This window comes from Kitasatospora sp. NE20-6, assembly GCF_045862635.1.
Window position 1 is genome coordinate 39098 of sequence record NZ_BPRL01000049.1, and the last position, 15413, is coordinate 54510.

Below are 15413 nucleotides of genomic sequence, written 5' to 3' on the forward strand. Positions count from 1 at the left end.
ACCGATCCCTCCGCCTAGGCCTCTCGGCCCGTGGGCCCCGTGCAGTGCCTCTGGCCTGCGATGTCAGTCAGGTGAGCGTACTCGAGCTCGAAACCGGCCCAAAATCGTCTATCTCAACTGCCGGACAGGCCGCAGGGGCGCCGCCAACAACCACATGACCTGCACTCTTTGTCAAACCTGGCGGGCGGGCAACTGAAACAAAGTCAGCCATCCATCCGTAGAACTGGTCGACCCATCTGTGAGCAGCCCAGGAAGACGGTCCCATCCATGCCCAAGCCACCCGGGGAACGGCCCACCCCCCATCGCGGCCGCCGTCTTCTGACCACCGTCTGCGTCGCCCTGGCGCTGCTGGCGCCCGCGACGTTCACTACTGTCCAGTACTGGAACAGCACGGCGTCCGAGGCCACCTTCACCGTGGCCGAGCAGCGCGGCGTCGCCTACCTGCGCCCGCTCACCGCGCTCATCGCCGTGCTCGCCGACAACCAGTCGGCGGCCGTGGCAGGGCATACGGTCAAAACGGATGAGGTCCGCCGCGCAATGTCGATGGTGGCCCGGGCGGACGAAACCGACGGCCGGAGCTTGCGGGTCCACGACACATGGGTGAACCTCCAGTCGGACCTTTCCATACTGCTCGGCTCGCCTCCGAGCGGGCTGGCCGCCTTCTCGGCCTATTCCGCCGTGGTGGACCAGGCGCTCTTCCTGGCAGCTCGCGTCGGCGACACGTCCAACCTCATCCTGGACCCGGCGCTGGATGCCTATTACCTGATGGACGCGGCGCTTCTGCGCCTGCCCAAGATCATGGTGGAGAGCGGGCGGATGTCCGATCTGAACCTGATGCGGCTGGGCGGCGGCAACGCAGACCTGTCCCGGGTCCTGGTTGCCAGGGATCATGTCTCGGGTGACTCGACGGCTCTCCAGTCCGGTCTCTCGAAGAGCTTCGGGTTCACGGCCAGCCCGACCTTCGGTCCCGACCTGCTGTCCAAGGTGGATGCGTTCCGCGCGGCGGTCGGCGCTCTGGCCCCGTCCACCGCGTTGATCAGTCAGCCTCTGCCGACCGACCAGAATGCCGTCAGCTCCGGCCGGACGGTTCTGCTGCAGGCATCCATGCAACTCGACATCGCGGTGTTGGAGCAGCTCAACGGCCTCCTGCAGGTACGGCTGGACGCACAGCAGGGCGGCGTACGGCAGGTCGTCCGATGGTGGGTGGTCGGCCTGCTGGCCGCGCTGTGCGCGGCCCTGTCAGCCCTCCTGGGCCTCGGCCGCGGAATTCGTCAGGCGGTAAACCGCACCGGCATCCGTCGGCACCGCCGCGCGAGCGCCGCACCCGAGGTGCTGCGAGGTACTCGCCCGGGCACCGGTGAAGACGGCGCCGGCCGGCCGCGCCGGAAGGAGGGCCTCGGTGCGAGTCGCTGACATCGCGGTCCGCCACCGGGTCGCCGCGCTCGCGGCACTGCCCCTCACCGCTGCAGTACTTCTGACCACCCCGTACATCGCCGATCGGGTGCAGAGCGCCGATCGATCGCTCCGCGACGCCGAGACGATCGGCCTGACCCGGCAGGCCAGCGGCCTCGTCCAGGACCTCCAGCGGGAACGGCTGCTGTCCATCGCATACCTGTCCGACGACTCGGCTCCCGCCGACCAAGTGGTCCGGCAGTCGGCGCAGGTCGACGCCGCAGCCAGCGATCTCCTGAATGCGCTCGGTACCGGAGGACACCCGGCACTGTCCCAGGCCCTGAACGGCCTGGCACCTCTGCGCAGCAACCGCTCCCTCGTTCTGCAGCGGAGCATCAAGGCGCACGATCTGCGCAGGGTGTACGACCAGTCCATCAACCGCGTTCTCGACGGGCTCGGATCCGGGGCCGAAGACAGTAAGTTCGGCAATGCCCGGGAGACGCGCAACCTGCGTGTCCTCACCACCCTTCTGCGGCTCGACGAGGACAACAGCGCCACCGGAGCTGCTCTTCTCACGATCACAGCCGATCCGCGGGACGCCCAGCGTTCCCTGGCCGACCTGGAGGCGGCGCTCGCCCGCGAAACCACGGACAGAGGCCAGTTCTTCGCCGTGGCAGCGGCGGACCAGGCAGCCCTGTTCACCGCAGCGCAGCAGGGTTGGGCCACCCGCCAGGTGGGAAGCTTCGCGAGCACTGTCCGGGATTGGGCGTACGCCGCCTCAGTTGCGCAGTCCGGCCAGCGCGCCACCAGCCCGAACATCGATCAGACAGCGGTCCTCGATGCCGCGGACGCGCAGGACGGCCTGCGACAGCTCGCCCAGGAGAAGATCGCACGGGATGCCGCCGCAGTCGCGACGGCGGACGCCCGGACCGCGATCTGGACCGCTTTCGTGTTCGGCCTCCTCACCGCCGGGCTCGCGGCAGCCATGGCCTGGCTCACCATCGCGCTGGGCCGCTCGATCAGCCGTCCACTGGGTCGGCTCCACGACGCGGCTCAATCCATCGCCGATGTCGCCGAAGCCGAACTCGCCCGGGTCACGGACGAAACCGCGGCGCAGGATGCCCCGGTCAGTCTCGCGATCATCGAGTCGGCAGGAAGCGATGAGATCGGCAAGCTCGCGACCGCGTTCAACCGGGTCCAGCAGGCCTCGGTCTCCCTGGTCGAGCGGCAGATCGCCAGCAGACGCAACGCAGCCGCGATGTTCGGCAATGTGGGGCGGCGAACGCAGAACCTCGCCGGCCGACAGCTCGCCATGATCGACGAGATGGAGCGCTCCGAGGTCGATCCGGGCCTCCTGGAGCGCCTGTACCGTCTGGACCACGTCTCGACCCGCCTGCGCCGGCATGCCGACAGTCTCGTCGTCCTGTCGGGCTGGACGGAACCGATGCTGTCGATCGACCCGGTCGACCTGTCCGACGTCCTCCGCTCGGCGATGGGAACGATCGAGGACTTCCGACGTGTCGACCTGGGAGAAGTACCCCCGCTGCTGGTGGTTCCGGACGTCGCCACCGACCTCCTGCTCATCCTGTCCGAGATCATGGAGAACGCCGCGTCGTTCTCGCCACCCACCACCCGGGTCGAGGTGGGGGCACGCCAGACCGCGAACGGTTGCACCCTGAGAGTCGTCGACCGCGGCGTCGGCATCTCCGAGAGCAGGCTCGCAGAGGAAAACGCCCGGCTCGGCCGCGAGGAACGCCTCGACCTGGCGCCCACCGAGGTACTGGGTCTCTTCGTGGTCGGACGGCTGTGCCGGAAACACGGCATCCGCATCCATCTCGGCCCAACCCTTGGCGGAGGCGTCACCGCGTGGGTGCAGGTGCCCACGACCCACCTTCGGGTGCAGAATGCGGCGCTGTCCCTCCCCGGTCCGCCACAGACCGGTCACCCCGAACAGCGCCGGGCCGAAGCGCAGGCCGCAACCGGATCGTGGCCGGCCACTGCCGACGGCGCCGTGACCCGCGGGCCCGTCCTCAAGCTTGTCCCGCCACCGGACAACCGCCCCGCTGTCGCCGTACTGCCCGCGCCCGCCGCGCTACCCCCTCGACCGGAGCCGGGCCCAGGCCCCTTCGACTGGTTTCGCCGTGAGATCGAGGACGAGATCCGCAAGGTGCTGGACCGCCATACCGATCCGAGCGCACCACCGCCGGCCCTGCCCGCCCCGGCGGAGCCGCAACCTGTGACAGGCCCGCCGGTCGAAGGCCTGGTACGCCGCGTACCAGGTGCCCAGATGCCCACCGGCGCCGTGATACCCCGTCCGGCGAGCGTTCCCACAGGCTTTCAGCATCTCGACCCCGAGGCGGCCAGGGCGATGATCGAGGAATTCAACGCCGGCATCATACGCGCCACCCACCACAGCGGAACCACGCCGCAGATCTGACAAAGAGGAAGCAGGAGATCAGAGTGCTGACACAGAACGGGCTGAGCGAAGAGGCCATGGGGTTCAACTGGCTGCTCGGCCGCTTCGCGCAGCAGACAGCGGGCGTTCGGGACGCCATCGCCGTCTCGTCCGACGGCCTGATGATCGCGATCTGCCGACCAGGCGAGCGGGCCGAGGCAGACCGGCTCTCGGCCATCGTTGCGGGCATGACCAGCCTGGCCCACGGAGCTGCTGGCGGGTACGGACTCGGCAGCCTCAACAAGGTCATCGTCGACATGGCCGACGGCTACTTGCTCATCTCCGCCATCGGCAGTGGTTCGGTTCTCGGCGTCATCGCCTCCAAGGAAGCGAACCTCGGCAACGTGGCCTACGAGATGACCCTGTTCGCCAATCGAGCCGGCGCGGTACTGACCCCGCAGCTGATCCACGAACTCAAGACGCACGTCCAGGCATGACCGGCTACCCACCCGATCGCAGACCCGACCCCGAGCTCCACCAGGAGGTCTCCTGGCCGACCCCGCCCCCGCTCGCCCTACCCCCCGCCGAACCCACCCCGCCGTTCTCGCTCGCCCCTCGTCCGTTCCTGCTGACCCGGGGACGGACGCAGGGGCAGAGCACGGCGATCGAGATCGAGACCCAGGTGGTGACCACCGGCAAACCGCTCATCGGCGCGGGCCACTCCGTGCACGAGCACAGGGCGATCATGACGCTCTGCCGTGAACCCCTCTCGGTCGCCGAGATCGCCGCACGGCTGCGGCTGCACCTCAACGTGGTTCGCGTGCTGGTGAGCGACCTCTACGCCGGCGGCCACGTCACAGCTCACATGCCCGAGTTCGATGCCGCGCGCGACGTCGACACACTTCGAAGGGTCATCCGTGGTCTTCGAGCCATCTCCTGACTCCGCGCCGTCCGGGGTCCGCAGAACTCCGCCACTTCCAGTCAAGATCATCATTGCGGGCGGGTTCGCGGTGGGAAAGACGACGACGGTGGCCAGCATCTCCGACATCCGACCCCTGACGACCGAAGCCGTCATGACCGAGGTGGCGGCCGGGATCGACGACGCCAGTCAGACGCCCGACAAGACAACAACCACCGTCGCCATGGACTTCGGGTCACTGAACATCGACGACGGCCTGAAGCTCTACCTCTTCGGGACACCCGGCCAGGACCGCTTCGGCTTCATGTGGGGAGACCTCGTCCGCGGCGCCCTGGGTGCGCTGGTGATCGTCGACAGCGGCCGTCTCAGCGACTGCTACCCCGCCGTCGACTACTTCGAACAGGCAGGACTTCCGTTCGTCGTAGGAGTCAACCGCTTCGCCGGACGGGAGCACTACCGATCGGCGGAGCTCCGCTGGGCCCTTGCGATCCCCGACCGCATCCCCATCGTGGAATTCGACGCCCGGGACAAGCTGTCGGTCCGCGACACACTCCTCGTCGTCCTGGACGAGGCACTGACCCGCGCCCAGACCACCCACCCGACGTAAGGCATACCCTCCCCCGCCGAACCACCCTGCGACGCCCGGCCGTTTTCCCGGATGAGAGGCGACGACCGGTCCTGGACATCACCGGACCGAAAGCTGACACAGCGGGAGGAGGGCCGTCGTGCAAGGGAAAGGACGGAAGGCGGACCTGAGACCGATGCTCGCTGCGCTCGTACTCGCCGTCACCTCGGCCTGCCATCCGGTCGGCCCGCCCCGCCCTCCGTCGAGCACCCCAGCGGCCGAGTCCACCCTCTGCACCACCGAGGCCTGCACCGTCCGGCCGGCGACCGTCGAACCGACCACCGCCGAACAGCGCCGCATCCTGCATCGACTCTGCGAACCGCCGACCATCGCCAGGATCGGCACCCGCGTGGATCTGTCAAGCACCGAACGGCAACCGACGGCCTCCGGCTGCGCCCCGTCGACGACCTCTGAAGGAATGAAGGCCCGATGACTGAAAGCCACACGGGGTCTGCGACCCCCATGCCACCGCCCGGACCCGAGCCGGGGCTCCAACTCCCCTGGGTGGGCGGTCAGGGCTCCTTCGGACGGACCCGCCGCCGACCCGATCCGGCAGCTGTACGGCGCTGGTGCGCCGACCGGGCGCATCGCGTCGCACACGCACTGGGCACCCTGTCAAGAAGTACGCTCAGGCTTCTGCACCGGGCTGTCGCCTCACTGTCAGCGAGGAGGCCGTCAGCACCTCGGCACAGCTGGGACGGCGGCCGCATCGCCATGATCGGAGCGATAGCCACCGGCGGCATCCTGCTGATCATCGCCCCTCTCCTGCCCAGCAGCAGCACGGGGAGCGCCGGGTCCGTGGGCAATGCGCAGCCGGAGGACAACAGCGCCGCCGGAGCGCCGTCCCGAGCCGCGCGGCACCGGCCCGATCCCTCCGCCTCGAACCCGCCGGCCACGGCTTCTCCGACGCCGGCCACTACCGGCACCCCGTCCACCGGTCCAACGGCCTCCGCCGGGCCGACCAAGGTGCCACACACCGCCGCGCCGTCCACGGGCCGCGCTGCCGCACCGCCGGCAGCTCAGCCGGCAGGCTTCCACGCGATCGGCGGATACGGGTGCCCGAACGGCGGGTCCGCCCGCTACCAGGAAATCGGCTCCGTCCCGGACGACGCATCCGACTGGGCAGCAGTGGGTAGCGGCGGCTACGCCGGGGCTGGCTGCAACGGGGGCTTCCGCGGCGTTCCGATGTCCGGCGACCGGCACAAGGATGACCCGAGTACCTACGTGCTGTGGACCTTCGATGTGGGCACGACCGTCTCCACCTGCTCGGTGTCCTCCTATGTGCCCACCGGATCAATCAAACAGGTGGGTGGAGCGCCTGCGTACTTTTCCGTCCAGAACGGCCCCTCCGGTGCCGACTACGGTTCGTTCACCGTGGACCAGGTCGGCCGCCAGGGCAGCTGGGTCCAGGTCGGTAGCTTCGCTCCGGCCGCCGGCCGGCTGGTGATCAGGCTTCACAACCGGGGTCTGGACTGGGGAAGTTCGGCTCGCAACGGCGCCCGCCTCGCAGCAGCCCAGTTCCGGGTGGACTGCCCTGCCTGACCCGCCGGGGCCGATCATCGGGCTGCCGCCCGCGGAGGGGGGGGGGGGGGGCGGGGGGGGCCCGGCCCCCCCCCGGGGGGGGGGGCGGCGCGCCGGGGCCGGGAGCAGCCCGGGTCCGGCCCCTCCGCGGGTACGGTCCTGCGCCGCGTCAGCGGGGCCTGCGACGGCTGGCCAGTCCGACTGCTCCACCCACCATCAGCAGGCCGCCCGCAGCGGCTACGAGTACAGGTGTCTCGTCCCCGCCGCCCGTGGACGCGAGGGAAGATCCCTCCTGATCGGCCGATCTGGCGGTGGGCCGAGCGGATGCCGGACGGGGCGAGCCGGATCGCCGGGTGGATGTGGGCGAAGCAGGAGCCGCTGCAGCGGTGGCCGACACGGACGGGGTGGTCGGCGAAGGAGACTCCGTGGGGCCGGGCTCATCGGTGGCTTCGGCATCCGGGGAGGGCGTGGCGGGAGCAGCATCCCCGGCGTGGTAGCCGGCGGCCACCGCGGTGTAGGCAAGATCATCCTGGGCAACGCCGCTGCACGACTCGTTGGCAGCCTGTCCGGGCGGGCACGACCGGTCGCGGTTGACGGCCCAGAAGGTGAAGCGGGCCAGATGCCGTGTGGTCGCGAAGTCCCGGAGTGCTAGGAAGTCGGCGACGGACACGGTCTCGCCGGCCTGATCGGTGTGTCCGTTCATGGACGAGATGCCCGAATGCCGCCATGCCTTGTCCGCGTCCCAGCCGTACGCATCGGCGATCACCTTCTGCAGGCCCGTGACCGCTTCCTTCGAGGCGTCGACCATCGTGCCCGAGTGCGAGTCGAAGTCGAACGGCATGACGGTCCAGCCGTCCACGACGGTCCCGGCCGCGGCGGCCTTGCGAACAAGGTCCACGCCGTCGGCGATGGGACCTCCGGGGTCGGCGGGAATCGTCACGTAGATCAGCAGGCCGGGGTTGCCCTGGCGGAGGATCTTCAGCGCCTCCACCACCCTCTGGCGGACCGCCGGCGTGCTCAGCTCCGTCGATTCGATGTCGAAGTCCACGGCTTTCAGGTCGTAGGCATCCACCACGCTCTGATAGGCCGCCGCCAGTTCCGACGCGGTCTGGCACTGCTCACCGAGCTTCGCCCCGTCCCAGCCGCCGAAGGAGGCCACCACGTCGCCTCCGGCTGCCCTGATCGCCGCAATTCCAGCGGCGTCGTCACCGCCCTTGAGGGGGCGGTCTGCGTCCCAGAGCGGATCGCATCCCTGGCCCGCGAGGATGAAGGAGAGCGTGAACTGCTTGATCCCGGTGGTCTTCATCACCTCGACGGGATCCTGGGCGTTGCCCCACCCCAGGTACTCGTAGGGCGCGTTGAGACCCAGTGGGTCCGACGGAGCGGCTGCTGCCGGAGCGACCGGTAGCACGGCGAACGTGCCCGCGGCTGCGACAGCAGCAGCCCCGGCAAACACCCGCCGTCGAAGTGTGGGCTGGGCTGGGGTCATGAAAGGCCTCCTGGGCGGGATACGAGCGTGGCGGTCCAGGGCGGCAGTGCCGCCGTCCCCGAGCCGGGGGTTTTCCTCCCTCCTGCCACCCGCTGAGCCGACAGGCAGGCGGCCTCCGCCCGGACGGCACGGATCAGCGCTGCCCGTCCGAGGCTTCCGACCCGGTGCGAAAGGACGGCCCATCGGTGAGTACGGACCGCCAGGACTTCGCGGTTCATCTCCCGCTGAACCGGACGAACTCAACGGACCGTTCAACTTCCATGGGGTGCAGTGGAATTGTCGGGCAGGTCGGTACACGCACCCGGCCGGATCCGGTGGCGGTCGGCCGCAACCCGTCACGCGGGTCGATCGCCCGTCACGAGAGGCAGCCCATGGGGCGAAGAAGGCGACCGAAGAAGCACTGGCAGGCAGCACTTGCCGCAACGGGAGTCGCGGTAGTGGCCGGTGCGGCCTGGCTGCCCGGCGGGGCCGACGCGGCCTCGACGGCCGAGCAGACATGTACCGCGTCGTGGTACGGCGCGACCAACGAGAACGTCGAGGGTGCGCCGACCGCCAGCGGCGCACCGTTCCGCCGGACCGACATGACGGCGGCCAGCCGGACCCTCCCCTTCGGGACACGGGTGCGTGTCACCGACCTCGGCGGCGGCCCGGCCATCGTCGTGGAAATCACCGACCGTGGACCGTTCACGGACCCGGACCACCGCTGCATCGACCTGTCCGCGGGTGCGTTCCATTCTCTCGGCGCCGATCTGTGCGGCGGGCTCACCCAGGTGAGAGTCGAGACGGTTCCGACTACGACTCCGTTGAGTTCCCTGGCGGCCGGCTTCCGCCCGATCGCCATGGATGACTGTCCGCCGGGTGGTGGTCCCGCCGTGTTGCCGACGCAGTCGGAGGATGCCACGCCGGCCGACGATCCTTCCGACGCCGCTTCGGTCTCGAAGCCTCGGACGCGCGAGCACCGGCGGACGAATACGGGGCTTCGGCCCGCACCGACGGCGAAGGCCGAGGCCCCGGCGCCCGTGGACAGCGAGTCGCCGTCCGACGGCTCTCCCTGGTGGCTGAACCACGACGCCGCATGGTGGCAGGCGCGGTGGGCCGATCAGCTTCAGGAGATGGTCGATCAGCAGAACGCCATGTCCGTAGGCCGGTGAGGTTCCTTCTCCTTCCGATCAACCTTCTGCTGTCCAGTCAGTTCTTTTCGTCGGCCCTCTCGGTGCATCTCGCCGAGAGGGCCGACGGCTGAAACCGCACCCTGGAAGCACTCGTTGTCCTGCAGGCGGCACTGTCCCAAAGTGAGGCTCTCCGCACACCGACGACGAGCCACCGCGCGAAAAGCACCGCTCCGGTCGAGCGGAGCCCGCTGTACAGGACCTCGCTCCGTCCAGCACTCCCTGGGTGACACGGGCAGGTGACAACCTTCTGCACACACTGGTCCACCGTCTGGTTTCCGTGAACCCGGGCAGTACCACCGTCCGTTGATACAAATGTCGGCCCGTGCAGGGACACGGGTCGGCAATGACTCCATGCCACCGTGTAGGCGGCATGGAACCCTGAGCGCGACCCCGGGTGGTGACCCCGCACCGACACCGCCCGGGTGACGGACAGCCCTGTCACGTCCCGCGCTCGTAGGAGCCCCGGCCGCACACCCCCGCGCGGTCGGGGCTCCCTCTTTCCCCAGAGGTTCGACACTCCGATACCCCTCTCGCGACACCACCTCTGCAGGACGTGCACGACGGAGTACCCCTGGGCTGAACCCACCTTCCACAGGCGGACGTTGGATCCTTCGACGAGCGGTGTGCCCGAGGCCGACCGCTGTATTCGGCGCGTCACACCTGCACGTGCCCCGTTCAGGGCGGGAACAGACCCTGACGACGCGTCCCTCGCCGGGACATCGAAGGAGATACTGCATGAAGAAGCTCCGAGTCGCGCTGGTGAGCGGGTGCACCGCGGCAGCCGCGCTTGTCGTCACTGCCACCGGCACCGCGTACGCGTGGAACGCCGGTGACGTCTCGCTGAAGGCGGAGTGCCGTCCCGACCCCACACACGTCACGCTCGTGGTCGGCAACAAGTACCGCACCGGCGGGAACTACACGCTGGAACGCATCGGGGGCAAGGAGGTCTACCACGGATCTATCGGCGGGCGCACAACCGTCAAGGTGACGGTCGGCTACACGGGCCCGAACGACACGTGGCGGCTGAGCATCGCCGAGGTCACGGTGAAGCAGAAGGTTGCAGAATCCGACCTCTGCGAGCCCGTTGTCCCCAGCCCCACGCCGACGCAGAGTCCTTCACCGGCTGCGAGCCCTTCACCGTCACCGAGCTCGTCGCCGACGCCCAGCTCGTCGCCGACGCCCAGCGGATCTCCCTCGTCGCAGCCGTCCGGCAGCCCGAGTTCCTCGCCGTCGCTGGCCCCGCCGGTCTCGCCGAGCCCGTCCCAGCCTGTTTCGGCCTCTCCGAGTCCCGGTGAGCACCTGGCTTCGACCGGCGGCGGCGGCAACAGCGGCCTGCTCGTCGGTATCGGTACTACGATCGTCGGACTCGGTGTCGGTGTCCTCGCCGTAGCACGGCGCACCCGACGCCACCGCCGCCACTGACGATCCCTCGTCACGCCGTAGGGTGCCGTCGAGTCCAGCTCGGCGGCACCTCTGGCTTCTCCGGTGTCAGCACCGCGCATCACATCCGGTGCGGGTCGTGGGCGGGGAGCCACCACAGCTGCTCGCAGAGGAGCAAGTCTTGTGCGGCCTGCCCCGGCAGGACGTCAAAATCCGATGGCGGAGCATACTGAGCAGGTATGCGGGAAAGCAGCCCACTCATCAATCGGCCCCGGTCGGGCACCAGGAACGGCCTGGTCTGCGGCGGAAGCCACCGGAGCAGCACCCTCACACTGAGGCTTGCCAAAGTGAGGGATGCAACGAGAACAATCGAGTTCATCAGCTAACCCTTCATACAGTCGGCATCAGGACGGTCCGAGCGGGCGACTGCGGGATCGGTGCATGAGGCTCCTGGAGCACCTCACCGGAGCCTCATGCGAGCCGAGCCGGTCCTCCTTGCACGGATCCCCTCCCGATCGTGCTCAGTGGAGCGCCAGCCGCACACGAGCCGTAGAGGCACTCCATCAGGTACTACGTACGGAAGGCTCCGTTCGGCTCGCGATCGTCAAGCACCGGCGGCCGGGACGGGCCGCTTTCGCACTGTCCGTCCCCTGCTGGGGAGCAAGCTCGTACAGGATGTGCTCGGCGCTTGTGCGAACGGTGCCCGGAGCGGCTCCGTGTCTGTTGGCCGTCTCCTCGAAGTCGAACTCCATGGACAGGTCCGTCACGCCAACGGCGGCGTACCGTGCCAGGTCGGTCCGGATCTGGCCGGTGCTTCCCTCCATGAGGCGGCGCCTCACCAGGGGCCGCCGGTGCAGGCGTACGGTGGCCCGGCAGACGAAACGCAGTGCAGAGGCGTCGCGTCCGGCCGCGGCGACCTGGCGGCACACGTCAGCGACCAGACGGCCCCACCGCTCGAAGGACAACTGGCCCGCCACACAGCCGTCTCCGTAGGCGACGATGCGCTGCACCGTCGCCTTGCCGTACCCCACCAGCAGGATGGGAACAGTCGGCTTCTGGACGGGCATCGGCCTGGGGATCCGGAGGTCGTGCTCCCTGTCTTCCGCAGGCTCGCCGGCCAACGCGCTTCTGAGCTTTGCCAGCAGCTCGTCGGTAGCCCGTCCTCTCTCGCCGAACCGCTGGCCGAAGAGACTGAACCTGTCACCCGACCAGCCAGGTCCGATGCCCAGATCCAACCGACCCGAGGACAGGAGGTCGAGCGTGGCCAGCCGGTTGGCAAGCTCCACCAGTGAGTGACCCGGGGAGACGACGATGCCGAGCCTTGCCCGAGAGGTACGACCCGCGACCGCGGCAAGCAGCGTCATAGGTTCCAACCTGCTGTCGTAGGCGTGTCGGCGCAGCCCGTCGGGCAGGGTGCGATGGGGCTTCCGGAACGGTTGGAAGCCCCACAGTGACTCGTACCCGAGCCTTTCGGCCAGGTCGGTGATCGCAAAGATGTTGTCCGCAGTGGCCATCGGGCCGTCTGTCGGCAGTCCCACGCCTAGCTTCAAAACCATGTGTCGTCGCTCCAGGTCGCTCGTCGGTGGACAGGAAAGGTTCACGGACGTCGGCACGTCGACGTCGCGTGGTGTACGAGGTGCACCGCAGCGCCGGCGTTGCTGCCTTCGGCGGCCACAGTGGCACCCCCTCCGAGGAGCCCCTGGTCGAGGACTGTGCAGGAGCCTGGGCTCCTGGCAGAGGGGCGGTGTTGCCGGCTTTTCGCGGGTGGCTGTCGGGCGGTGCCCCGGGTGGCGAGCACGCTGCGCTGCAAACGGTGAGCACAGAGCAGCCGGATGGCCGTCTCGAATCCGGATCGTCCGGATACCTGTCCCCTCCCTGCCACTAAATCGTTCCGCTCGCTCGTCACGACCTGTCATCTGTTGCTCCCGTGACCGACCGCACTGAGTGCCGCTCATCGATCAGCGCGGCGTCATCCGAGCGGACGTGGTTGCACGGGGGACTACGAGCCCTCCCGTCCTACAGGTTCAGCGGTCACCCGGTGGCAACGGTCTCCACCGATTCGGTGACGGCTCAGCCCGAGGCGGGAACCCTGTCTTCGAGAGAGATACGGCCCAATAGCAGCCAACTGCACTGCGGCAGCCGACAGGCCTGGACCCGCGGGGGTACCTCTATGGGGTTCGTCAAAGAAATCGGGCTGCGTTCGCAGGCGCCGGCGGACAGCATGGCGGGATGCCGGATCTGCTGTGGGACGACGCCAAGGACTTCTTCGACCCTGACCTGATGGGTACCTTGCCGGATGTGTCCGTGGCGGGCACCTCGGTCGAGGACTGGCAGGCGGTGTTCGACCTGGTCAGGGCGAAGGGATGGACGTGGGAGTACTCAGTGGGCGGCGTCCCTGGGCCGCTGCCCCCTGCTACGGAGGTGCTGTCGCGTCCCGCCGATGCCGAGACGGCCGATCTGCGGGTCTGGCCGGTCCCGGAGGTGCTGGCGATCTTCCGCCCGATGTCTGCCGACGAGATCGACTTCGACGTCGACCTTCGCGAGCTGCAGGGCCAGGCCGGAGCGGACACCCTGTGCGGCTTGCTGCGCGCGATCGGCCGCCGACTGGGCAAGCCGGTGGCCATGGCCGCCGAAGGCGACTACGGGAATCCGGTGCTCGGGTTCGATCCCGTTGCGGACCGTGTGGTGCTGCTGGCGGATCCACCGCTCAGCTGACCGCATCGGCAGGGCGGACTGGTAGAGGGCGCCGTCGCGGAGCATGGCGAACAGGACGTCGACCCGGCGTCTGGCCAGGCAGAGGAGAGCCTGGGTGTGCCGTTTGCCCTGGGTGATCTTCTTGTCGTAGTCGGCACGGGAAGCCGGGTCTCCGAGCGAGGCGAACGCGGCCAGGAAGAACGCCCGTTTCAGTTGCTTGTTGCCCCGGCGGGCGGGTTGTTCACCACATATGGAGGAGCCGGAATTGCGGTCGCAGGGGCGAGCCCGGCGTAGGAGGCGAGGTGGGCGGTGGTTGGGAACGCGCTCGCGTCGCCGACGTCGACCAAGAGACGGGCACCGGTCCTGGTGCCGATGTCGGGCATGGAAGTCAGGATCTGCGACAGCGGGTGCTCGTCCAGCAGCTCTTGGATCCGCCTCTCCAGGAGCTTGCGCTGCTCTAGCACCGCCCGCAGGGAGCCGACCAGGCTCGGCACGATCAGCGCGGCAGCCTCGGGGCCGGGGACGACGACGGTCTGCTCATCAAGCGCGGTGAGGAGGTCCTCAACGAGGCGCTCGAACATGCGCGGGGCCAAGTGCCGGGCGACACCGAGCAGACGGCTGCGTCCGGCATGGGGAGGGCGGCCGGTGAGCCGAACCGCTCCAGCAGACCCAGGACCGCCGGGTGGTCGATCCTGGGCCCCAGCGCGCGCTCCAGGTGCAGGTGGATCTGGGCGAGTAGGCCGCGCAGGCGGTTGGCGATCCGGGTGGCCTCGCCGGGGAGGTCGTCGTCGAAGCCGCCGACCATCTCCAGCTCGGCGATGGTCTCGTCGGTGAGCTCGATGCCGCGCAGGGGGGCATGGTGCGGGCGGCGTCCGTGATGACGAAGGCGTCGCCGACGTCGGTCTTGGCCTCGCCGGGGTAGAGGCCGGCGATCCTGCGCATCGTCAGGCCGGGCAGGGAAGCGACGCGGCAGCCAGCGTCCCGCGCGACCGCCAAGGGCAGGGCGCCGATGGAGGCGGGCTGGTCGACGACAACCAGGACCGTGCCGTGCCTCGCGATGAGCTTGTCCAGCAGGGCCCGCATCATGATGAGCTCGCTGTTCGGCAGCCGCTTGTCGAAGACCCGCTTGCCCGCCCGGGGCACCGCGGTTCCGTGGTACTCACCCTTGCCGACGTCCAGGCCAAGGAAGACGTCCACCAGATCACCAAGCCATCCGGCTGCTTCGGTCGGCTCTTCTACCCCACCCTCGACCCCGGGACGGGCAGGTGGCCAGGATGAGCGAGGTTTACCACTCCTGATCAAGGGAGGGCGGCGAGCCGGCTTGGCGGGTGGCCACCAAGCCGCTCCCGACCGGCAGCCGTTTCACAACCCGTTTTCCTTCGGTCGCTGGTCTCAGGCACTGACATTTCTGCAGGTCAAAGCCTTACTGCAGCACAAACAGCGACCGAAGCGACTCAAGGTCAGACATACAGTGGCGCTCGTTTGCACGTACGCACTCAATGTCTGACCTTGAGTCGCTTCAGTCGCTGATCGCAACGCCATACCTGCCCTGACCTGCGGAAACAACCAGCAGCTGCCACCAGCGACCCAGTCGCTCACTCCCTGTCCAGCGGTTCCTCGGCAGGCACGACACGCCCGAACAAAAGCACCCGTCCACTCGGCCACCACAGGGGGTCATGCCTCTTCCCCAAGGAACGGATGTGCCTGCCGGTTCGGTTCAGTCGCTTCGGTCGCTGGTCTCAGGCACTGACATTTCTGCAGGTCAAAGCCTTACTGCAGCACAAACAGCGACCGAAGCGACCCTGGGACGTACATATGAAGACATT

The 15413-nt window shown here is 68.8% G+C and carries 12 protein-coding genes and 1 pseudogene; 10 read left to right on the plus strand and 3 right to left on the minus strand.

Annotated features, from left to right (window positions below):
* The first annotated feature begins 267 nt into the window (after nucleotides 1-267).
* The 6 genes from SNE206_RS28475 (at nucleotide 268) to SNE206_RS28500 (ending at nucleotide 6873) form a co-directional block, all read left to right on the plus strand.
* Nucleotides 268-1413, plus strand: a complete 1146-nt coding sequence (locus tag SNE206_RS28475) for a hypothetical protein (RefSeq protein ID WP_407916371.1) — start codon at nucleotides 268-270, stop codon at nucleotides 1411-1413.
* Nucleotides 1400-3829: a nitrate- and nitrite sensing domain-containing protein gene (locus SNE206_RS28480; protein ID WP_407916372.1), complete on the plus strand. Its 2430-nt coding sequence runs from the start codon at nucleotides 1400-1402 to the stop codon at nucleotides 3827-3829. Before SNE206_RS28475 ends, SNE206_RS28480 begins: the two co-directional genes overlap by 14 nt.
* 56 nt (nucleotides 3830-3885) lie before the next feature.
* Entirely contained in the window at nucleotides 3886-4284 is a 399-nt protein-coding gene (locus tag SNE206_RS28485; protein ID WP_407916404.1) for a roadblock/LC7 domain-containing protein, read from the plus strand.
* Nucleotides 4281-4727 carry a DUF742 domain-containing protein gene (locus SNE206_RS28490; RefSeq protein ID WP_407916373.1) on the plus strand — a complete coding sequence of 149 codons (447 nt, stop codon included), beginning with the start codon at nucleotides 4281-4283 and terminating at the stop codon, nucleotides 4725-4727. The genes SNE206_RS28485 and SNE206_RS28490 overlap by 4 nt, the downstream gene beginning before the upstream one ends.
* A complete protein-coding gene (locus SNE206_RS28495) occupies nucleotides 4666-5313 on the plus strand; it encodes a GTP-binding protein (protein WP_407916374.1) in 648 nt (215 codons plus the stop codon). The genes SNE206_RS28490 and SNE206_RS28495 overlap by 62 nt, the downstream gene beginning before the upstream one ends.
* A 732-nt stretch (nucleotides 5314-6045) precedes the next feature.
* Nucleotides 6046-6873, plus strand: a complete 828-nt coding sequence (locus SNE206_RS28500; protein ID WP_407916375.1) for a hypothetical protein — start codon at nucleotides 6046-6048, stop codon at nucleotides 6871-6873.
* Nucleotides 6874-7021: 148 nt separating this feature from the next.
* Here SNE206_RS28500 and SNE206_RS28505 read toward each other — a convergent pair whose 3' ends face one another.
* Nucleotides 7022-8161 carry a chitinase gene (locus SNE206_RS28505; protein ID WP_407916376.1) on the minus strand — a complete coding sequence of 380 codons (1140 nt, stop codon included), beginning with the start codon at nucleotides 8159-8161 and terminating at the stop codon, nucleotides 7022-7024.
* A gap of 617 nt (nucleotides 8162-8778) precedes the next feature.
* Here SNE206_RS28505 and SNE206_RS28510 point away from each other — a divergent pair.
* Nucleotides 8779-9492 (plus strand): septal ring lytic transglycosylase RlpA family protein, encoded by a 714-nt coding sequence (locus tag SNE206_RS28510; RefSeq protein ID WP_407916377.1) that lies wholly within the window; start codon nucleotides 8779-8781, stop codon nucleotides 9490-9492.
* 756 nt (nucleotides 9493-10248) lie between these two features.
* Nucleotides 10249-10935 (plus strand): hypothetical protein, encoded by a 687-nt coding sequence (locus tag SNE206_RS28515; RefSeq protein WP_407916378.1) that lies wholly within the window; start codon nucleotides 10249-10251, stop codon nucleotides 10933-10935.
* A 521-nt stretch (nucleotides 10936-11456) separates the two neighbouring features.
* On the opposite strand, the gene SNE206_RS28520 is transcribed toward SNE206_RS28515, so the two are convergent.
* Nucleotides 11457-12407, minus strand: a complete 951-nt coding sequence (locus SNE206_RS28520; RefSeq protein ID WP_407916379.1) for an LLM class flavin-dependent oxidoreductase — start codon at nucleotides 12405-12407, stop codon at nucleotides 11457-11459.
* A gap of 715 nt (nucleotides 12408-13122) precedes the next feature.
* On the opposite strand from SNE206_RS28520, the gene SNE206_RS28525 reads away from it, so the two are divergent.
* Entirely contained in the window at nucleotides 13123-13608 is a 486-nt protein-coding gene (locus tag SNE206_RS28525; RefSeq protein ID WP_407916380.1) for a hypothetical protein, read from the plus strand.
* Nucleotides 13609-13614: 6 nt separating this feature from the next.
* Here SNE206_RS28525 and SNE206_RS28530 read toward each other — a convergent pair.
* Nucleotides 13615-14787: pseudogene (locus SNE206_RS28530) on the minus strand (IS110 family transposase); the annotation flags it as partial.
* Here SNE206_RS28530 and SNE206_RS28535 point away from each other — a divergent pair.
* A complete protein-coding gene (locus SNE206_RS28535; RefSeq protein WP_407916407.1) occupies nucleotides 14740-14865 on the plus strand; it encodes a hypothetical protein in 126 nt (41 codons plus the stop codon). The pseudogene SNE206_RS28530 and the gene SNE206_RS28535 overlap by 48 nt on opposite strands.
* Nucleotides 14866-15413: the final 548 nt, after the last annotated feature.

Excerpts from the sequence above, each read along its gene's own strand:
- SNE206_RS28500 (WP_407916375.1), top strand. The coding sequence starts at position 6,046 with ATGATCGGAGCGATAGCCACCGGCGGCATCCTGCTGATCATCGCCCCT.
- SNE206_RS28475 (WP_407916371.1), top strand. The coding sequence starts at position 268 with ATGCCCAAGCCACCCGGGGAACGGCCCACCCCCCATCGCGGCCGCCGT.
- SNE206_RS28485 (WP_407916404.1), top strand. The coding sequence starts at position 3,886 with ATGGGGTTCAACTGGCTGCTCGGCCGCTTCGCGCAGCAGACAGCGGGC.
- SNE206_RS28515 (WP_407916378.1), top strand. The coding sequence starts at position 10,249 with ATGAAGAAGCTCCGAGTCGCGCTGGTGAGCGGGTGCACCGCGGCAGCC.
- SNE206_RS28520 (WP_407916379.1), bottom strand. The coding sequence starts at position 12,407 with ATGGCCACTGCGGACAACATCTTTGCGATCACCGACCTGGCCGAAAGG.
- SNE206_RS28490 (WP_407916373.1), top strand. The coding sequence starts at position 4,281 with ATGACCGGCTACCCACCCGATCGCAGACCCGACCCCGAGCTCCACCAG.
- SNE206_RS28525 (WP_407916380.1), top strand. The coding sequence starts at position 13,123 with ATGCCGGATCTGCTGTGGGACGACGCCAAGGACTTCTTCGACCCTGAC.
- SNE206_RS28495 (WP_407916374.1), top strand. The coding sequence starts at position 4,666 with ATGCCGCGCGCGACGTCGACACACTTCGAAGGGTCATCCGTGGTCTTC.